At 40.7% G+C, this 19,341-nt stretch carries 20 protein-coding genes; 10 read left to right on the top strand and 10 right to left on the bottom strand.

Translation table 11 applies throughout. From position 1 onward, the window contains the following. Positions 1-76: 76 nt before the first annotated feature. From G327_RS0113810 to G327_RS0113820, 3 genes are all read right to left on the bottom strand, one after another. On the bottom strand, positions 77-1,093 hold the full coding sequence (locus G327_RS0113810) for an IS110 family RNA-guided transposase (RefSeq protein WP_019615383.1): 1,017 nt from the start codon (positions 1,091-1,093) through the stop codon (positions 77-79). 69 nt (positions 1,094-1,162) lie between these two features. Then, on the bottom strand, positions 1,163-1,384 hold the full coding sequence (locus tag G327_RS0113815; protein WP_019615384.1) for a DNA glycosylase family protein: 222 nt from the start codon (positions 1,382-1,384) through the stop codon (positions 1,163-1,165). Between the two features lie 26 nt (positions 1,385-1,410). After that, positions 1,411-2,334, bottom strand: a complete 924-nt coding sequence (locus G327_RS0113820) for a DMT family transporter (protein WP_019615385.1) — start codon at positions 2,332-2,334, stop codon at positions 1,411-1,413. Positions 2,335-2,551: 217 nt separating this feature from the next. Here G327_RS0113820 and G327_RS0113825 point away from each other — a divergent pair, with 217 nt between their 5' ends. Both G327_RS0113825 and G327_RS26115 read left to right on the top strand, forming a co-directional pair. Further along, on the top strand, positions 2,552-3,616 hold the full coding sequence (locus G327_RS0113825) for a bifunctional transcriptional activator/DNA repair enzyme AdaA (RefSeq protein WP_019615386.1): 1,065 nt from the start codon (positions 2,552-2,554) through the stop codon (positions 3,614-3,616). Positions 3,617-3,858: 242 nt separating this feature from the next. Further along, positions 3,859-5,022 carry a diguanylate cyclase gene (locus tag G327_RS26115; protein ID WP_019615387.1) on the top strand — a complete coding sequence of 388 codons (1,164 nt, stop codon included), beginning with the start codon at positions 3,859-3,861 and terminating at the stop codon, positions 5,020-5,022. Positions 5,023-5,307: 285 nt separating this feature from the next. Here the strand turns inward: G327_RS26115 and G327_RS24745 are convergent, their stop codons facing one another. From G327_RS24745 to G327_RS0113845, 3 genes are all read right to left on the bottom strand, one after another. After that, positions 5,308-6,801, bottom strand: a complete 1,494-nt coding sequence (locus G327_RS24745) for a methyl-accepting chemotaxis protein (RefSeq protein WP_019615388.1) — start codon at positions 6,799-6,801, stop codon at positions 5,308-5,310. 12 nt (positions 6,802-6,813) lie between these two features. Beyond that, positions 6,814-7,668 carry a type 2 periplasmic-binding domain-containing protein gene (locus tag G327_RS0113840; RefSeq protein WP_019615389.1) on the bottom strand — a complete coding sequence of 285 codons (855 nt, stop codon included), beginning with the start codon at positions 7,666-7,668 and terminating at the stop codon, positions 6,814-6,816. Positions 7,669-8,082: 414 nt separating this feature from the next. Further along, a complete protein-coding gene (locus G327_RS0113845; RefSeq protein WP_019615390.1) occupies positions 8,083-8,661 on the bottom strand; it encodes a thymidine kinase in 579 nt (192 codons plus the stop codon). A gap of 257 nt (positions 8,662-8,918) precedes the next feature. Here G327_RS0113845 and G327_RS0113850 point away from each other — a divergent pair, with 257 nt between their 5' ends. The 3 genes from G327_RS0113850 (at position 8,919) to G327_RS0113860 (ending at position 12,090) form a co-directional block, all read left to right on the top strand. Beyond that, positions 8,919-9,668, top strand: a complete 750-nt coding sequence (locus tag G327_RS0113850) for a substrate-binding periplasmic protein (RefSeq protein ID WP_019615391.1) — start codon at positions 8,919-8,921, stop codon at positions 9,666-9,668. A 144-nt stretch (positions 9,669-9,812) separates the two neighbouring features. Continuing rightward, a complete protein-coding gene (locus G327_RS0113855; protein WP_019615392.1) occupies positions 9,813-10,562 on the top strand; it encodes a substrate-binding periplasmic protein in 750 nt (249 codons plus the stop codon). 718 nt (positions 10,563-11,280) lie between these two features. Next, on the top strand, positions 11,281-12,090 hold the full coding sequence (locus G327_RS0113860) for a sterol desaturase family protein (RefSeq protein WP_019615393.1): 810 nt from the start codon (positions 11,281-11,283) through the stop codon (positions 12,088-12,090). A 179-nt stretch (positions 12,091-12,269) separates the two neighbouring features. On the opposite strand, the gene G327_RS25695 is transcribed toward G327_RS0113860, so the two are convergent. Together G327_RS25695 and G327_RS26565 are read right to left on the bottom strand one after the other, a co-directional pair. Next, a complete protein-coding gene (locus G327_RS25695) occupies positions 12,270-12,830 on the bottom strand; it encodes a LysR substrate-binding domain-containing protein (protein ID WP_083938524.1) in 561 nt (186 codons plus the stop codon). Beyond that, the gene (locus G327_RS26565) at positions 12,788-13,096 is read right to left on the bottom strand and encodes a LysR family transcriptional regulator (protein ID WP_083938526.1); all 309 of its coding nucleotides are present in this window, start codon (positions 13,094-13,096) and stop codon (positions 12,788-12,790) included. The genes G327_RS25695 and G327_RS26565 overlap by 43 nt, the downstream gene beginning before the upstream one ends. Positions 13,097-13,389: 293 nt before the next feature. Between G327_RS26565 and G327_RS0113875 the strand changes: the two genes are divergently transcribed. The 3 genes from G327_RS0113875 (at position 13,390) to G327_RS0113885 (ending at position 15,774) form a co-directional block, all read left to right on the top strand. After that, on the top strand, positions 13,390-14,253 hold the full coding sequence (locus tag G327_RS0113875; protein ID WP_019615394.1) for a nuclear transport factor 2 family protein: 864 nt from the start codon (positions 13,390-13,392) through the stop codon (positions 14,251-14,253). Between the two features lie 70 nt (positions 14,254-14,323). After that, on the top strand, positions 14,324-14,782 hold the full coding sequence (locus G327_RS0113880) for a MoaF-related domain-containing protein (RefSeq protein WP_019615395.1): 459 nt from the start codon (positions 14,324-14,326) through the stop codon (positions 14,780-14,782). A gap of 107 nt (positions 14,783-14,889) precedes the next feature. Continuing rightward, on the top strand, positions 14,890-15,774 hold the full coding sequence (locus tag G327_RS0113885; RefSeq protein WP_019615396.1) for an AraC family transcriptional regulator: 885 nt from the start codon (positions 14,890-14,892) through the stop codon (positions 15,772-15,774). A 227-nt stretch (positions 15,775-16,001) separates the two neighbouring features. On the opposite strand, the gene G327_RS0113890 is transcribed toward G327_RS0113885, so the two are convergent. After that, entirely contained in the window at positions 16,002-16,811 is an 810-nt protein-coding gene (locus G327_RS0113890) for a mechanosensitive ion channel family protein (RefSeq protein WP_019615397.1), read from the bottom strand. 437 nt (positions 16,812-17,248) lie between these two features. Here G327_RS0113890 and G327_RS0113900 point away from each other — a divergent pair, with 437 nt between their 5' ends. Further along, the gene (locus G327_RS0113900) at positions 17,249-18,010 is read left to right on the top strand and encodes a substrate-binding periplasmic protein (RefSeq protein WP_019615399.1); all 762 of its coding nucleotides are present in this window, start codon (positions 17,249-17,251) and stop codon (positions 18,008-18,010) included. Between the two features lie 21 nt (positions 18,011-18,031). On the opposite strand, the gene G327_RS0113905 is transcribed toward G327_RS0113900, so the two are convergent. Then, complete coding sequence (locus G327_RS0113905; RefSeq protein WP_157601134.1) at positions 18,032-18,247, bottom strand: hypothetical protein; 216 nt, start codon at positions 18,245-18,247, stop codon at positions 18,032-18,034. Between the two features lie 458 nt (positions 18,248-18,705). On the opposite strand from G327_RS0113905, the gene G327_RS0113910 reads away from it, so the two are divergent. Beyond that, entirely contained in the window at positions 18,706-19,338 is a 633-nt protein-coding gene (locus tag G327_RS0113910; RefSeq protein WP_019615401.1) for a hypothetical protein, read from the top strand. Positions 19,339-19,341 lie beyond the last annotated feature (3 nt).

Genomic DNA, 19,341 nt, shown 5'->3' on the forward strand with positions numbered 1-19,341 from the left:
ATGGTATCGTTCAAGGCTCAATCACGTCTAATGGTTTTACCAACCCCGTTTTTAACTCATGAACGATGCCAAATTCTTAACAAAATGCTTTTTCTACATCAAACGGTACTTTATCTCGCAATACATAAAAACAAGCTCTCGCTAATTTATGTGCCACTGTTTTAATAGCGATCGTTTGATTAGTTTTAGCTGATTTTCGTTGATAATAACTTTTAACGGTTTTGTTATAACGAATGGCAAAATTGGCGGCTTCTACAAAAGCCCAGGCTAAGTATTTATTGCCATTCTTGGAATTGGTTTTACCTTTCTTTTTACCGTTGCTATAACGAGCGCCACTAACACAACGGCAATAGGATGCATAATTCCCTACTTTATTAAAACGTTTAATATCGCCGGTTTCTAACATGATAGTGAGGGCGAGAATATTGCCAATACCGTCAATCGTAGTCAACTCTTGAAAATCGGGTTTTAATTGAACTTGTGTTAATACGATTTTTTCTAATAGTTTGATTTGCTCTTTTAGACACTTCATCACGGCCAGATTACAAATCGTTGCCTGTGCCGTGTTTGCAGATGAGAAATGAGTCATTATAGCTTCGGGAGTTAACTGTTTTATCTTATTGTTACTCATTTTGTAACTTAGATGACGCATGTATAGTCCTTGAATGGACAAAAGATTGAGAGTGGATTGCTGAACAAGCTGCATGCGTTTGCGCATTAAATCACGGACGGTTCGTTGCTCTTTTGGGTAAATATAACCTTCAGGTAATACACCTAATCGCAGCATTTCAGCAAGCCAGTCAGCATCGGTTTTATCATCCCCATATTTCAAACCAGAATATTGCTGAATAGCTGTGGTATTAGCGAGATGTACTTGGAAATCAGCTTCATTCAGAGCGTCAACTAGCCAATACCAGTTGAATGTAGACTCAACGACTAAGCCTGTTAATTGTTGCTTAAATGGAGCCAGAAACAGAAAAATTTGTTTTATATCGTTGGGTAATTTACGTCGCGCCATAACATCACCAGTTTCATCTTTAATTGAAAAAACGCTGTTATTTGAATGTAAGTCAATGCCACCATATAGTTTCATTTTAAAGCCCTCGTTTTAGCTATGCGTATAACATACACTCTAGGCTTGAACGTTACTCGTAAGGGCTTACTATATGATTATCACGTCTTGCATCAGAGAAACTACACGTTTCATAATGGCAGCCGCTGCTTTAGTAGATAGCTGCTGACTCACAATGGTAGATAGGAAAGTTTCAAATCCCGGTGGGCTGATTCTCGGTGCCGGCGGTCCTAACTCTTCAAATGCTTTTTCAATATTTTGATCTACAAGGCTAAGAGCGTGCATTCCGCTAACTATCGTTTTTTTATCCATATTCGTACCATTTCCAATATTGACGGTTAAGACTTTGCTAATTTTATTCTACTCCACAATCTTCCATCTATAGCTGATAAACCTAGAGCAATCAGCAATATTCCAACAAAATGGATTACTTCTAAAGACTCACTTAGAAACAGTGAACCCAACAGAACAGCTGAAACAGGGACCAGCAGCGTAACAAGTAAAACGTTCGTTGCTCCTGCTAATTCCAGTATTTTGAAGTAAAGGACGTAGGCAAGCGCAGTGGAAAGTACAGCAAGCCCTGTAATTGCAGACAATGTTTCTAAGCTAATTTCAGCAGCATTAAATTGACCATCAACAGTTAGGGTTATCGGAACCAGTACGATCGTCGACGCTGTAACTTGCCCTGCGGCAGTAATTATCGGATTTATGCCCATCGTTTTAAATCGGCGCCCATAAACACCTGCAAATGCGTAAGATAAAGCCGCTGTGATAATGGCCAGTTGAGCCGCCAGACTGCCGCTTCCACTTATCGCAGGTAGTCCTATCATCACTACCACGCCAATAAAGCCGGCAGCGATTCCCGCTAGTTTTAACGGCGTTATACGTTCGTCCGGAAGTAAAAATCCTGCCACTACAACGGTGAAAATGGGAGTTGCGGCGTTCAGAATAGACGCGAGTCCTGATGCTATTTGAGTTTGTCCCCATACAATGAGCGTAAACGGGATAATGTTATTTAACAGGCCCATTCCTAGAAAAGCTCCCCATACTCGTAAATCCTTTGGCGGGCGAAGTCCAGTCATTAGTACGATGCCCCATAACGTTATTGCTGCAATCCCCACTCGGAGGGTAACAATGGTCAACGGAGGAAGGTCTGTTACTACCACGCCGACGAAGAAAAATGAGCCGCCCCAGAGCATAGAAAGTAAAATAAGCATTGCCCATACGCGTGCATTCATTGAGGTATTAATCGAAGATGTCATAGTCAGTTCCATTGTGTGTTAATTTGTCTTTAACCTATATTAGCTAAGTGTTGAAAAACAAAACATCCGATTCTTGCGCCTTATTCCACTTTCTACATTTCAAAGCGTATTCAGCATCAATTGATGTTGATCGAAATTACTTAGCAAGAAACGGATGGAAGCATCAATAGACATGCGCTTAAATAGGTATTATCAATAACTAAGTAGAGATTACACCATGTCAATACTATCTGAGATCGAAATGAGAAAAGCTATCGAGAGACGGGATAAATCCTTCGATGGATTGTTTTTCTACGGAGTCATCACTACAGGCATTTTCTGCCTGCCGTCTTGTTCTGCCAGACCCGCAAAACATGAAAACATTAGATTCTTTTTAAGTGTTGAAGCGGCAATGACAGCGGGTTTTAGACCCTGCAAACGTTGTTATCCTGTGAATGGAAGTTCTCAAATAGAAAAATTGATAGAAGTGGCGCGCTACATTGAAGTACATTTGGATGAAAAAATGACGCTGCCAAGCTTAGGGGAAATTGCAGGCTTGTCACCCTCGAGGCTGCAGAAAGTATTCAAAAAAACATTCGGTGTATCACCTAAAGTATATCAAGATGCCGTTCGTATGCGCCATTTCAAGCATTCATTAAAAAAAGGTGATGGAGTAACGGATGCAATATATTCTGCCGGGTTTGGCTCCATTAGTCGAGTGTACGGTGAGTCGACTCGTAATATAGGCATGACGCCCAAAGTGTATCGGGCGGGCGGTGCGGGTGAGGTCATCAACTACGCATGCCGCAATACAGCTCTTGGTTTCATGATGATGGCCGCGACAGATAAAGGGATCTGCTCTGTACAGTTTGCTGATAATGAAAGTGCTTTGTTATCTCTGTTAAGGGCTGAATTTCCTAAAGCTGAACTTATTATATCCGCATCACAAAAGGCACCTGAGCTTGATATCTGGATGGAAGCTCTCGATCAACACCTAAGCCAAGGCGCTCCCAGACCAGATTTGCCGTTAGATATGAGGGGCACAGCATTTCAAATTAAGGTGTGGCAATTTTTGTTGAGTATTAAAGAAGGTGAAGTTCTTAGCTACGGCGAAGTAGCTGAACAGGTAGATAATCCCAAAGCGGCCCGTGCGGTAGGAACTGCTTGCGGTAAAAACCCTATTGGTGTGCTGATACCTTGTCATCGCGTTTTAAGAAGCGATGGAGGGTTAGGTGGATATCGTTGGGGATTAGAGCGTAAACGGACATTATTAGATAAGGAAAGAAGAAAGCGATCGCAATAAATTTTCCGTATTATTGTACGTAACTGTTTCAGCCTAACTTTTGAATTGCCAATGCAAAAGTGCTTAGTTTGATTGGAGTTAATGCCGAAGAGCGCTGCTGACTCGTATGCACCCAATAGTTCCGACCTTAAAATTGATAAGGCCCCAAAGTACTTTTATGTGCGGTTTCAGGGGAGCGTTTGACTTCTCCCAAGCAGGAGGTATCTTTAATTAATAGGCTCTTAAAGGAATGGCTGACCAATATGGAAACAATAAAACTCACTGTACAGAAATACTGGCTGGAAGCTGTCGATGATCAGCAGTTTTTAGATGATTTGGGTGTGCTGGCCGAGCTCAAAGGCGATCGAGTTTATTCAGAAACATTTAAATTATTAGCAGACTTTACTATTTCACCAGCCGATGCAGGCAGGCACTGGGGCTTATTTTTAAAACACCGGGATCTGTTATTAAATCAGCTCAATAGCTCTATTAATATGGTTGCGTTACTTTGTGATTATCTCGCTCGTCAAAACTTTAAGTTTACTCCGAAAATAACCGATATGATGAGTTTTGAAGAAACCCTTAACAAATCGACACACGACGAGTTGACTCATTTACTAAACCGCAGTTTTTTTGAAGAAACTCTAGAACATCAGCTGGCTCAAGCAAAACGGCTTGAATCGCTTATCAGTTTGTTGTTCATTGATATTGATGATTTCAAAGAGGTTAATGATAACTATGGTCACCAGGCTGGCGATTCTGTGTTATGTATTGTCGCAAAAATAATTGAACAGGAAATTCGTCAAAGTGATTTTGCAGTACGCTTTGGTGGTGAAGAGTTTGTGATTGTAATGCCTAACACAGCGTCGATGGATGCACTTATTCTCGCTGAAAGAATTCGTCGTAATATAGCTGACCACAGGTTTATTAATGACGGTAAAGAATTACGACTGACCATCAGCGGCGGCGTGACGACTTATCCGATAGATGCTGATAATAAAGAAGATCTGATTTATTATGCGGACAGTGCCTTGTACCAGGCAAAAGGGGCTGGGAAAAACTGTATTTCTATCTACAAGGCAGATAAACGTCGTTATCTGCGTATTGCTTTAGACGGGAAAGTTAGAGTTCGTCAACTTGATTTTAATTGTAATGAGGAATATACAGGGATCAGCAAGGATATCGGAATAGGCGGTATTTTGTTCGAAAATAATTGCCCTATGGATCTGGGGACTAATGTACAGCTCAGCACTAAAATTAATAATAACGATCCCATCGTGCTGATTGGTACCGTCGTTCGAGTTGAACTAATTACTGTCGATCGATATGACATCGGCGTAGCGCTTTCTTTCAAGGAGCTGGACAAACTGGCTAAAACTGAGATTGCAAAGGTTGTGGTTAAGCATGTAGACACCGAAGATGCCTGAGTCCAGTTAGAATGATAACGTATTCAAATTTTCCGTCCTTTATCTCATTATCTAGTTTCGAGTCGAAAGTCGGGGATACATGTATTTATTTAAACCAAAGGGGCCACGATGTCTGCTAATTCCCAGAAGCGGAGAGCCCTATGAATGAGTAGATATGTCAGACCTAGTTTGAATACATTATATTTTTATAATGCGGTGTTGAGTTTATACCAATCTATACCCGTATTTATACAAAAGCCCGGACAGTTTTTGCTGTCCGGTATTTTGTTATTTATGTCTAACGGGTTATATTTTGAATTTAGACAGGTTTGTGATTAATCCTTCTCCCAGTTCACCGAGACGTGTACTTGCACTGCGTGCACCCTGTGCATTGTCGGTTACTTCATTGGTGATATTAAAGATCTGCGTAACATTGCGGCTGACATCGGCTGCTACTGCATTCTGCTCCTCGGAAGCCGCTGCTATCTGCGCATTCATGCCGGTGATTTCATCAATCGTTGTCTGGATATCAGATAATGCTACGCCGGCATTTGCTGATTCATCGACAGTTTTTTGTAAGGCCAGTTGACTCTCATCCATGGAGTCATTAGCTTCAGTGGAAGCTTTTTGTAACTCATCAATAATTTTTTCAATTTCAGAAGTCGACTCCTGAGTACGTTTCGCCAGGCTGCGTACTTCGTCTGCTACCACGGCAAAACCTCGTCCCTGTTCGCCTGCTCTGGCCGCTTCAATCGCGGCGTTCAGTGCCAGTAAGTTAGTTTGTTCAGCGATGCTTTTTATAACATCTAATACTGAGCCGATTGATTCGCTTTTATCTCGAAGCTGGCTGATTTTATCTGCGGTTATCATCATATCGTTACCCAGCAGGTTAATCTGTGCTGCGGTATCATTAACAACGGCACTGCCGGTCTGTGCCAGTTTACTGCAGGTTTCGGTACTTTTGGCGGTATGGCTGGCGTTTTGTGCAATCTCATTGGTGGTCAGCGACATTTCATGCAGAGCCGTTGAGGCCTGCTCGGTTTCCTGAAGCTGCTGCTGTGTTGCCTGGACATTTTTTGACGCGGAGTTAATGATGGTATTAGAAGTCTTATTCACTTCATTAGCGGCTTCCACTACGCCTTTAACAATACTGTGCAGCTGGGTTATAAAGTGGTTAAAGTCATCTGCAAGTTTACCGATTTCGTCATTACTTTTAATGCTTAAACGGCTGGTGAGGTCACCGCCGCCCGATGCAATAATGGATAAAGCATCACCCACAGTACGCAGCGGTTTAACAACAAGATTAGAAAGGGCCAGCCAGTTCGTTAACTGTAAGACTATGATTAAAATGAAACCAATAGCAAAAAAGGCACTTTTTACCGCAGTCAGCAGCGTGTCATTGCTGTCTGTGCGGTAGACAATCACTAGCTTACCTATGTGCTTATTGCCGCTCCAGTTGATAGCAACCTCTTTTGATATTATCTGCTGATTTTGCGGTTGTGAATCGGCCGTTGTTTTTTCAGATAACAGCTGATCTCGGTGATCATAAACTGAAATTTTGTGGATATAAGGGCGCATTACAAAAGCGCCTAGAATATCCCCGATCAGCTCTTTATCGTAGGCAAAAACAGGCTCCTTAAGCACAATCTCTAATGTTGTCTGCGAGTCTGTCATTTCTTCTGACAGTAAGTCATCAAAGTAGCCGCGGGCAAAAATATAGCTGGTGGAAAAAACAATAACCATCACCAGTAATGAAACACTGCTCAGCAGCAGCATAGATTTTCTTGTAATTGAATTCATCTTCTTTTCTTCCTACAGGTTGGTGATATCTAACCATAATTCGGGGCGGTCAACAGGTGTATCCGGATGCATATTCGGGTTATTTATTCTAATCACGGTGCGGTTTTTTAAATTGGTTTTCTGCAGTGCATCTTTAATCATCTGATGATTTAAAAACAGTTGATTAAAGCTGCCGTCGGCAATTGCTGTTTCAAATCCCTGCACTAACTTATCATGCAGTGCCTGGTTGTTTTTCTCGACATAGAAATACATAGCAAAGGGGTAAACCAGCAGAACGTTTTTTTCTACAGAAAGGTTAAGCTCAGGCCGTGCCGTCACTTCAGCCCAGGGTTCATGTACGGCGCGTGGAAAATAATCAAAACGTTCGCCTTCCAGCATATAAAAAAGGTTGGGGTATTTAAGCGTAGTAACCACAGGAAGCGCCGCGTCCTGCAGTACTTTTGTATCGCCCCAGAGTGTCCCCTGACCAGCGGTTAACTGTTTAAGTTGAGCCAGTGTTTTAATATTATCGAAACGTGTCTGATGTTCTTTTTTGATAATAAAAATGCGGTGGCCGAGCAGCCCTTTATACAGGGGAATACGAATGGTCAGTAATTTATCATCTAAATGCGGAGAAGCGCCGGCCCACATCAAATCGACTTTTCCTAACTGTATTTCCTCAATCAGACGCGGCTCCGGCAGCTCTTCTGATAATTGTCGTATACCTGCCTGCGGATCTGATTTGCTGAGTATTAAAGAGAGGATATCCTGGACCAGACCATCACGGGGAGGGACCTTGTGAATGACAACTTCACTACTTTGCGCAGGTATTGCGCTTGAAAGGCAGACAAAGATAAGCAAGTTACCTATCCATTTGTTTATTTGCATATGCTTGTTCCTGTTTGTTGTTGATCTAAAACATAGGTTTTCGTGTTATTTTTGTTTCGGGTATGCACAATCAACCATAAAGGCGGGTTGAGTACATGTATGTGGAAACAAAGATGATTTACAACGAGCTGGTGCTAACAAAGGCACACTGATGATGCTGAGTGATTTGTTAAGCTGAATATATACAGGATGATTATATTTTCAACTTTCAACAGGATAGTTTATAAAATATTGTTCTTTTGTGGTGCGTTTTATGGCTGATAGCCTTATTTTTCAATTTGTTACAAATAGTTACACGTTGTAACGACGGGGATAAATACTTAATTTGTGACTGCTGGAGGGGAGAAGAGCAGGGAGTTACCCTGCTTTTTATTGATTAAAGAGCTGTCAGCAGAGTTTATCTGCTCAAGTTAATTAATCCCAGAAAATGGTTCTGAAATGTTTACGACAGACTGACTCATAACTTTCATTACCGCCTATTTCTACCTGAGCACCTTCACGTATTGGACTGCCGCTGCCGTCAAGGCGCAGGATCATATTCGCTTTACGGCCGCAATGGCAGATGGTTTTTAGTTCAACCAGTTTATCAGCCCATGCCAGCAGGTAGTGACTGCCGCTGAACAGCTCTCCCTGGAAATCTGTTTTGATCCCATAACATAATACCGGAATGCCTAGATTATCCACCACGTGGGTCAGCTGTCTTACTTGATCTTTACTTAAGAACTGCGATTCATCGATTAAGATACAATGCTGCGGCTGTTTTTTATGCGCCGTTTCTATGATCTCCGCTAAATTATCGTCACTGCTAAAAACCTGAGCATCGCTTTCAATGCCGATTCTTGATGCGACTTTGCCCACTCCAGCGCGGTCATCAATTGATGCGGTCATGACCAGGGTGTTCATACCACGCTCGCGGTAGTTATAAGATGACTGTAAAAGAGAAGTTGATTTACCGGCATTCATCGCCGAGTAGTAATAATAGAGTTGCGCCAAAATATGGTTCCTTATTGCCCAAATATGCGACGCTAGTTTAGCATTCAATTAGTTTGAAGCGCACTGATAAATATCATTGTCAGGGTTTTGCCTGCGCTGTACTTTTGTAGGTGATAACCCGGTTATCTGTTTTTGCGTTTAACAGGCACGGTTACGGCGTACCTGGCGGGTGTTCAACACTGAGTTTTTTGTTTATATTTGACCGGAATCGTTGTCAATGTCTATGCTTTGTTATAGTCATTTAAGGAGAACATTTAATGAAAAACAGCTGGATTTTTCTTATATCTCTTTTATTTGCTCTGCTTTCTTTCAAAGTTATTTCAAATGAGACTGTCGTATTTGCTATCGGCGAGTGGCCGCCTTATGTATCGCAAACAAACTCTACTGATAAAATTGCAGAAGTGATTGTTTCTGAAGCGTTAAATCTGGAAGGTGTTGATGTTAAATATGAATATTTCCCCTGGAAACGTTCGCTTGAGCGTGTTGAAGACGGCACCTATGCGGGAACATTTCCCTGGTGGTCTACTGAAGAGAGGCAAGTTGATTTTATTATCAACCAGGAACCGGTGATTGTTGCCAATGAGGTTTTTTTCCATTTAAAAAGTACGGATTTTAAATGGGACAGTTTTGATGATTTAAAAAAATATAAAATCGGAGGAAACCTCTCTTATTCTCATGTTGAACAGCTTGAAAGTAAAGGAATAGAGGTAGATGTTGCCCCGAAAGAAGAGCTGAGTTTTAAGAAACTGTTGAACGGGCGCATTGATGCCTTACCAGCTGACTTTATTGTTGGTTACGATACTATCCATAAACTGTTCTCTCCTGTTAAGGTTTCTTTGTTTACTAATCACCCTAAGTCGCTGAGAAGGGGGGATTTATTTATGCTGATTTCCAGAAAGTATCCTGACTCCCAGGAAATTGCTGATAAATTAGATCGTGGATTAAAGAAATTAAAGGAATCAGGCAGGCATGATGAAATTATTATTGAGTTTCTAGAAAGGAAATAAGCAAGAGAAATGACTCTGCTTAACTCTTAAAATATGAAGTTCTCTTTATTTACTGTCCAGCCTGAACAGGGTATTTTCATTTTTGTTTAAGCAGCATAATCTGCAGTGTCTATGTCCTATAATAGTCAGTAACAAGGAGTTTATATGAAAAATAACTGCTCTCTGCTGATTAGTTTTTTGCTGCTGAGTCTGTCGTTTAATGCTTTTGCCGGTGAAAAAATAGTATTAGCAATTGGGGAATGGGGGCCCTATGTATCAGAAACTAATTACCGGGATAAAATTCTAGAAGTCATTGTTAAAGAAGCTTTTATACGCCAGGGAATTGAAGTTGAATATAAATATTTTCCCTGGAAACGTTCTCTTGAGCGGGTGCGGAATGGCCTGATAATCGGGAGCTTTCCCTGGTGGTCTGATGAAAAAAGAGAACAAGATTTTATTATCAATAATGAACCCCTGCTTGTCGCGAAAGAAGTTTTTTTCCATTTAAAAAGTACTGATTTCAAGTGGGAAAAGATGGATGATCTTAAAAAGTATAAGATTGGAGGAACGCTTTCCTTTGAGCATATTGAGCGCTTTAAAAAGCAGGGCATAGCGCTTGATATTGCGGTAAAAGAAGATCTTAGCTTTAAAAAATTATTAGCAGGCAGAATTGATGCTTTACCTGCTGATTTTATAGTTGGCTACGCAACGATTAACAGGCTGTTTTCGCCCGCTAAAGTATCCCTGTTTACTAACCACCCGAAAGTCAGCAAGCAGGCGGGTATGTATATGCTGCTTTCCAGAGAGTTTGCCAACGCTCAGAAGACCGCTGAAAAACTGGATCTTGGGTTAAAAGAGCTGAAGAAATCCGGCCGCTACGATGAGATTATTATGGAATTTATGGAAATGAAATAAGACGGAAGATAACCTTCTCATTCTGTTTCCTGTTTATATCGACTCTCACTCTTCTTAATAAAACTCCCTATTGAACGACTGTTATACCAATTCCACTAATTAGATGATCTATTTAGGCGTAAGGAAAATGGATGAAAGCAAGGCATTGATTGTAGTGACTAGTTGTTCTAATTACAAACGAAGCTAGCATTCATTTTAACAAGCGTAAATGAATAGATAATTAATGGATTTGGTATTACTGCCCCGATATTTATCTGCTCTAACAAAAAGCTAACTGAAACCCTGCCTTTGTTTGTTAGTTCTCTAATTTCCAGGTATTTTGCGATCAGGATAAGGTCTTTTTCATGCACAAATATAAACTATAGTTATGTAGTCACAACACTTTGTTTTTTAAAAATCGCTGTTCGTGGAGTGAGTTTGTTTTTCTGCATACAGCTAAAACGGCGGTATTCTCGAGTGGTGGTACAATTTACGCAGACTACAGACTTGCTTACCGCACGGCTCATGAAAAAGTCGGTTAAATTATCAAAGAGGGCATAGGATCGCGTTTTGATCCTGAGATATATTGGATATTTACAAGTTAGGTGATGAATTCAGAACGATTCCGCTGTGCTTTAAATCGGATGATGGTGATATTGAATAAATATATAAAGCGCAGCTCAGACAGTTATGCTTAGCCAGTGGAGCTGCTTATCAATATTTTTAAGTTGTCTTATAAATGAATATACTCTTAAACTATGAACATGCCGTCCGGCTGGGCATGTTTTTGAGCCTTTTTATTATACTCGCTGGTATAGAATTTTTATTTCCGCTCGCCGAACGTAAATGCGGCCGACTCAGTCAGTGGTCGGTAAATCTGTCTTTGGCTTTTCTTGCTGGTCTTTTTTTGAATATTCTTGTGCCGTTACTGGCTGTCGGTGTCGCCCTGTCTGCTGCTGAGCATTCAATCGGACTCTTTAATATTATTGATATTCCTTATGCTGCAGCGGTGGTATTCGCGCTGTTGATGCTGGATCTGCTTATTTACGGCCAGCATGTTCTGATGCATAAAATACCGCTGCTTTGGTCGGTACATCGAATGCACCATACGGAAATTGGGCTTGATGTCAGCTCAGCTGTGCGTTTTCATCCTATTGAAATCATTATTTCCATGCTGATTAAGATGTTGTTTGTTGTGATTTTTGGCATTCCGGCGGGCGCAGTAATTATTTTTGAAGTGTTATTAAACGCTCTGGCACTTTTTAATCACAGTAATCTTAAGCTGCCGAAGGCCGTTGATAAACACCTGCGTAAATTTATTGTCACCCCCGAAGTGCACTGGATCCATCATTCTGATATAGCGCAGGAAACTAACAGTAATTATGGTTTTAATCTAATTCTCTGGGATAAACTGTTTTCCACTTATAGAGATAAACCTGCAGTAGATTACCCGCTAATGCGCCAGGGGCTTAGTGAATTCGGTGTAGAGAAACCTTTAAGTTTATATCAACTGTTAATGCTGCCGTTTCAAGGAAATAAAAACGTTTAAGAGAACTTTGCTTTTATTGCTTGGCGCACCTGTTTATGAACCGGATCGTTTAAAAACCTGCGGTGATAAACCATATGCACAGGCATTTTAGGCAGTGTGACCGGGTAGTCGAGTACTTGAATATTTAAGCGCTTTGCCCGTTTCTCAGGCAGATAAGGGGTATACAAACTAAAAGCTGTTTAAGAAAGTATTGATTTAATTTCTTCACGCACCTGTTTGTGAACGGGGTCATTTAAAAAGCGCCGATGATAAACCATATTAATTGGAATTCGCGGCAGCTCGACCGGGTATTTAAAAACTTGAATTTTTAAAATATCCGCCCAGTTTTCAGCAAGGGTGCGGGAGCAGGCACTGATATAATCAGTTTTTGCTACCGTCAGGAGCACATTAGCAAGTGACGATACTTCCATTTTAATATTGCGTTTTTTTACCCGGTCAGCTTTAAACTTCAGTCCGCTGATATTTTTACGTGTCATCTGGTAAAGGACATGGCTTTCAGAATAGAACTGCTGCTGAGACAGTGAGCCGTTAATTCTAGGGTGGTCCATACGGCAGACGGCTACGACTTCTTCATCATATAAATGTTCAACAATAAATGCGTGCTCTTCAGGAAATACGCTGTCAATGATTAGATCTACTTTTTGCGTACGCAGATGCTCCAGCAGCAGTACTTCTTCAATAGGCGGTTCATGGAATGTTACGCGGCTAAGGGAGCCGAGCTGCTGCAGTGCAGTTTCCATGGCATAGGCATGGATCTCTTCTTTTTCGGTAACCCAGTTTCAATCAGTTCCATCGCGCCTTCAAGTTTATTAGCCAGCATAATTGCTGAACTTGTTGCTGTGATGCCCCGGCCTTCTTTGACGAACAATTTTTTGTTAGGGCGCTTTTCCAGGCGGCGAAGCGCCGCGCTTATCGCGGGTTGAGTTAGATCCAGCGCATCGGCCGCTTTAGTTATTGACTGATACTTATAAACAGCCAGAAAAGGTTTGATTAGATTCAGATCCATGCGAACTCCTGCCTTTAAAGTAGATAAGAACTATAACGCACTGAAATCAGCCGCCGCAATCGAGTTCTTAATAAACTGCGGCCTGACAGCTGTCTATATACGTTAACGTTTTCATAGACGCAGATACCCGCCTTTTTATCGACGAGCGATTCAATTATCTATGCTTTGCCTGTTGTTTATTTTTAATAATTATTATCAAGGTTCGATATTTACCATTTATCGGCAGGTAATTACCTGCCGTAAACTGTCCCTAATCGTTATTCTAAATCCATCAGTAATAACGGAGAGGCATCATGGAAAAGAAGGTTTCATTAACATTAGCAGCAGCACTATTTTCAGTCACGGCATGTACATCAGCAGTCACTGCACCGGAGAATAATATGGAAATTTCAAATAAAGAGAAAACAATCGCAGTGCTTAACAGCATAGAAACAGGCGATCAGCAGGCGGTTGCATATATTAACCCATTACAATATACCCAGCATAATTTAGCTGTTGGGGACGGTCTGGCAGGGTTCGGCGCAGTATTACAGGCATTGCCGAAGAACAGTGCAAAAGTAAATGTAGTGCGGGCTTTTGAAGATGGTGATTATGTTTTCACTCATACGGACTACAACTTCTTCGGGCCGAAAGTCGGGTTCGATCTGTTTCGTTTTGAAGACGGCCTGATTGTCGAGCATTGGGACAATCTGGTGGTTAAATCAGAACTGCCTAATCCAAGCGGACGTACGCAGTTAGACGGTCCGGTTGAGATAACTGACTTGGATAAAACAGAGGAAAATAAAGCACTGGTTGCTGACTTTGTTGACACAATTCTAGTGAAAGGTGAATTTGATAAATTAACTAACTATTTTGACGGTGATAACTACCTGCAGCACAACACTGCCATTGCTGACGGTCTGTCCGGGCTGGGTAATGCGTTAGCCGCCATGGCAGAGCAGGGTATCACAATGGTCTACAGCAATAATCATATTGTATTAGGTGAAGGTAACTTTGTACTAAGTATCAGTGAAGGTACATTTGCCGGTGAAGCGACCTCATTTTATGATCTGTTCCGCGTAGAAAACGGAAAAATAGCGGAGCACTGGGATGTTATCGAAACCATTGCACCAAAGGAACAATGGAAGAATAACAACGGTAAATTCGGCAACCTGTAACTTATCTTCAATATTAATGGAGCACAAACATACTGTTTGTGCTCTATGACTGACAAATAAGGTATTAATTATGAAAAAATTTATTGCATCACTTATTATCATTCCTGCCATTTTTTGTGCTGGGGTTTCTGCTTCACAAGGTGATTTTGGCGGTTCTACGCCTAAAATGGCGTCAGAAAAAGTAGAAAAATCACAGCATCTGTTAGATGGAAGTATTGTCGAGTATCAGTTTCAGCATGGTGGCGCTGTGCGTTTGGAATTGTATGACGGGTTATTAAAATATGAATGGACTGCAGGGCCGATGAAAGGCAATAATAATAAGGATCTGCCATACCGTTCACGAAAAATAGCGGATAAAATGTATATGGTTAACTGGTATGAGCAGTCTAAACTTGATTATATTACGCTTGTTTTAAATTTTAATAACAATGTTATGCACGCTTCCGGGATCTTAAATATAGGATCAGAAAAACAGTTCAGTACTTTTGCTGGTGGTATCCTTGATGAAGTGAAACTGATTGAAAAATAGATGCCCTAGGAGATAACAATTTATTCATTAAGGAAAACTACTATGGACAGGGATGTTAAACATCGTTGTAGTTTGAAATTAATTAGTAACAAGGTCATGTGATAATAATGGAAAGTTTTCCAGAGGTGCCCAAAGTAGAATTTCGTTTTCCTGATGCTGCTAACCCCGGGCTGGAAGTGTTAGATCTTGAAACCCTTTATAAGCGCTTGTCACAGTGTAAGCATGATCCGTCTCAAGCGCACAGGATTAAGTTTCATAGTTTGATTTATATAACTCAGGGTGAAGGCGCACACTTTATTGATTTTCACGAGCATCAGTATCAGCCTGGCAGCTTTATTTTCGTGAATAAAAATCAAATCCATGCCTATGACTTTGTAAACCGTCCGCAGGGTAAGCTGATAGTGGTTACTGAAGAGTTTATCGATAGCATCCACGCTAATATCCGCCTGCCGTTTTTTACTCCGATGCACTTAGTTTCTTCCTATTTACCTGTGCTTACCCTTAATCCGTCACTGAGAGAAAGTTGTGAAGCGCTTCTGCATGAAATCAGTAAGGAGCAGAACTGCTCGAACAGCGATAATTTACTGGTGCAGTTACTTTTTTCAGCATTATTATTAAAGCTGACCCGAGAAAGAAGTGCTGATGGTACGAGATATTTAAGCGAGCAGCGCGCGCAGAAGTTTGCGCAGTTCCTGGTATTAATTGAGGATCATTACACAGTGACGAGAGAAGCATCGGCTTATGCCGATATGATGCACATTACCTATAAATCATTAAACCAGATCTGTAAACTGGCCTGTAATCAAACCGCCAAACAGCTGATTGATGCGCACCTTATTCTGCAGGCAAAACGGAAACTAATCGTAGATAGTTATCAGATCCAGCAGCTTGCTTATCAGCTGGGTTTTGATGAGGTCACTAACTTTGTCAAATTTTTCAAAAGACATACTCTGCTTACCCCTTCACAGTTTAAAGAGTGCTTTAAAAGGTAAACGGTTAGCAGCAGGTGCAAATGCCGGGGTGATTTTAACCAGCAAGGCTGAGCAGATATTTATTTAGATTAGTATTACATGCAGTTGTGCTGTTTGGTACAGGTAAAAACGCCTTTGTCAGGTGTGATAAACCCAGGTATTGCCTTTGCTGTAAAAAAGTTAAGTTCCAGTGCTGACTGGAACATAACCTTGACAGCTTGAATCAGAGAAGCTCCTGTTCGACTGCTTTATTTATGAATATGAACATCCATTTGCGGGTAAGGTATATTAAGGCCTTCTTTAGGGAATGATTTGTATACATTTTCATTCATATCAAAGAATACTCCCCAGTAGTCCGGCGCTTTAACCCAGGCACGAACAGTGAAATTAACGGAGCTGTCAGCTAATGCCGAAACGGCAATCAGCACATCCGGATCTTTTAATATACGCTGGTCTGCATCACAAAGCTGTTTGATAACCGCACGTGCTTTATCTAAATCATCTCCATAACCAACCCCGATAGTCCAGTCTACTCTGCGTGTTTCTTCAGTTGAGAAATTCACCATAGAGCCCGTTGATAAACCGCCGTTCGGCAGAATAATGGTTTTGTTATCTGGTGTTTTTAAAATGGTATTGAAAATCTGAATCTGATTAACACAACCTGTGTGTCCCTGTGCTTGCAGGACATCACCAACTTTAAACGGTTTAAATATTAAAATCATTACACCACCGGCAAAGTTCTGCAGCGTACCGGAAAGAGCCATACCTACTGCTAAACCAGCGGCCGCTAAAATCGCCACAAAAGAGGTCATTTCAATACTCAGCATACTAAGTACTGTAATACCTAGCATGACTTTAAGTAAAATAGCACTCAGGCTGGATAGGAATGGTTTCAAAGAAACATCAACCTTACTTTTATCCATGATCTTATTTAGCGTGCTGATAAGAATTTTTATCACCCATATACCAATGACCCAGACCGCGACGGCTGCAATTAACTTCGGCCCGTATTCTAGAACAAAGGTTTGTGTCAGGCTTAATATTTCTGCTGTATCCATACATTTTCTCTCTTTAAGTTGTTAGTTATTAGCTGTTGTGCTTATTTGAAAAATCCAGATTAACATGCTTTATTGATATTTATTTATTCTTATTTGAGTGATTTTTGTTTAGCCCTACAATTTTTAGCCTAAATCTGTTTTTATTCAAAGATCCAGTTCACTTTATGCAGATATTCACAATAAAAGCTAATGAATCAGGAGGCTTAGCCGTTAATAGCGGCTGCTGGGAAAAATATGCTGGGCGGCTGTGTAACTGTTTCATTCACTTTTCCCTTAAGGCAGCTATAATTTTTTACAGCAGGCAGGTAAAACAATCACTTTCCCAAGCTGTTTGTTTATCTCAGGCGTGACGTTAGAGCCTTCTGATGCAATAAGTTTGAAGAAAGTTCTTTTGGCAGATTAATACTTTATTTTATTCTCTGAACCGGATCTTAATTATGCTGGGTAAAATGCTAATACTACTTTTTGCATCTATTATTTCTACTTTCTCTAACGTCTCCAATGCAGGGGCAAATAGTACTGAGTTACAGTTGATAACCGAAGAATGGGCCCCTTACAATTATCTGGAGGGGGACAAGAACAGCGGATTTTCTGTGGAAGTCATTCGCGCAGTTATGCAGGAATTAGGCGAAGATCATCAGATAAATGTTTTCCCGGGTGCGAGGGGAATGCTGATGTTAGAAAACATGCCGAATGTTATGAATTTTTCGCTTTTCCGTACTCCCGAAAGAGAGGATAAATATAAATGGATAGGTCCGCTCTCAGATGAAGCTGTTTTCTTCTACAAAAGAAAGGGTGATCCGCGTATCTTCAGCAGTATAAATGATATTAAGGCTGTTAAAGCAGTGTCGGCGCCTGCAAACGGTCTGGTATTATCCCATGCTGACAAACTGGGAATCAGCAGCATAATAAAGTCACATAGAAAAGAGCACCAACTGATTCTTTTATTAAAAGGAAGAGTTGACCTGCTTGTTAGTGTGACACCTATCGGGATCTCCTATTACCTTAATAAAATGAACTACCCGGTTGATTCCGTTGTAAAAACTCAGGTTATGCTTTTAAAATTTCCATTATATATCGCCTGTTCAAAAGAAATTCCTGACAGCATTATAGAAAAGTGGCAAAGTGCCTTAGATAAGGTTAAGTCCAGCGCCCGCTACCAGCAGATTTATAATAAGTATCTATTTGATAGATACTAATTTAATGAGCTGCAGCTGAAATCACTCCGGCTCCGGTGCATGACTGTCGGCAATACGGTCATTAATTTCGTTGACGACTAATTCCCGAAGCTCATATAAATCATCCATTGAAACTTCGGTAAGGTGAATGGAACCGAAGATACGTTTCGAGACTAAATCCCGTTCAGCGCAGACTGTATGCGCGATACCGCGGCTGGGGATTGAAATCGGCTTACCGAGAAAATCATCTTTTTTCATTATCTCATGATTACAGAACATGCATCGCATAATTCATTCTCCACTGGTTTATAGATTTGATAAATATAGGGCCTGTTTAGTAAATGATAGTATCAAAATAAAAAATTGAGTCCGCAGCTGATTGATTACTTTCTTTAGTTAACATTTACTTTTCAGTATATTACATTTCATGTGCCATTAATTGACCTTGTTTTAATGCCTGCGATAAGCGATATCCTGCCTTTTACTGTTAAGCCGATTTCATTTGCTGAAGCTGAGAACAATGCGTGTAAAATATTAACTACCTATGTCGTTGAGAAAACAGCAGCCCTAGTATTTTACCGCTTGAAGGTAAGGTACTAGTGATTCTGTTATATAAACCCTTCTCTCTGTCCGCCTTTTAAACTGACTTTTATCATCTATATGATAAAGGTGCTAATCTGTTGGTTAAACAACATATTAATTTTAGGATGCTGTCGATGATTAAAAATATCTGTTATGAGGCTGAGTGGCTGGATCAGGAAAATGTAAAACCGAGTTCACTTTCTTGGGGGCGTACCAACGATCAGCCGTTGATCAGGCAGCGAAGAACATTTTTAGGCCCAAGCGGTTTATTACAGGAAGACAGAAAACTTTTATGGGTACTTTTTCAGCCGGGTAATTCTTCGGTTGATAAATCGTTTGTCGATTATCCGGATGAACTGCAGCAGTCATATCTTGTTAAAGTTGAACTGCTGTGCAGTGAGAAGTTTGCTTTTTCAGAAGAAGATCATTCCCGCTATTATTCTGGTACATTAAACACTTGGTATGACTGCATTATTATTGAAAGAATAAACCTTTACGATATTCCGGAGTTGCTCGGCAGTACGGAGCTTAAGTCTCTGCCTGATTATGATGAGAATGAAGCGGTCACAATGACTGAATTTGAATCATTTTTTGTCATTTATGCTGATGATCAGGCATATGCAGGCAAAAAATCATTGTATATCAAGCAGAATAACAAAGTGTATTTAACGCTGCATCACGAGTATTTTGGAGATGATCGTGAAACGACATGTTATAACTACCGCCTCACTCCGGAACAAATTATCAGGCTGAAAGCTTATTTGTAATAA

The sequence above is a fragment of the Psychromonas ossibalaenae ATCC BAA-1528 genome (assembly GCF_000381745.1).
Classification (GTDB): Bacteria; Pseudomonadota; Gammaproteobacteria; order Enterobacterales; family Psychromonadaceae; genus Psychromonas; species Psychromonas ossibalaenae.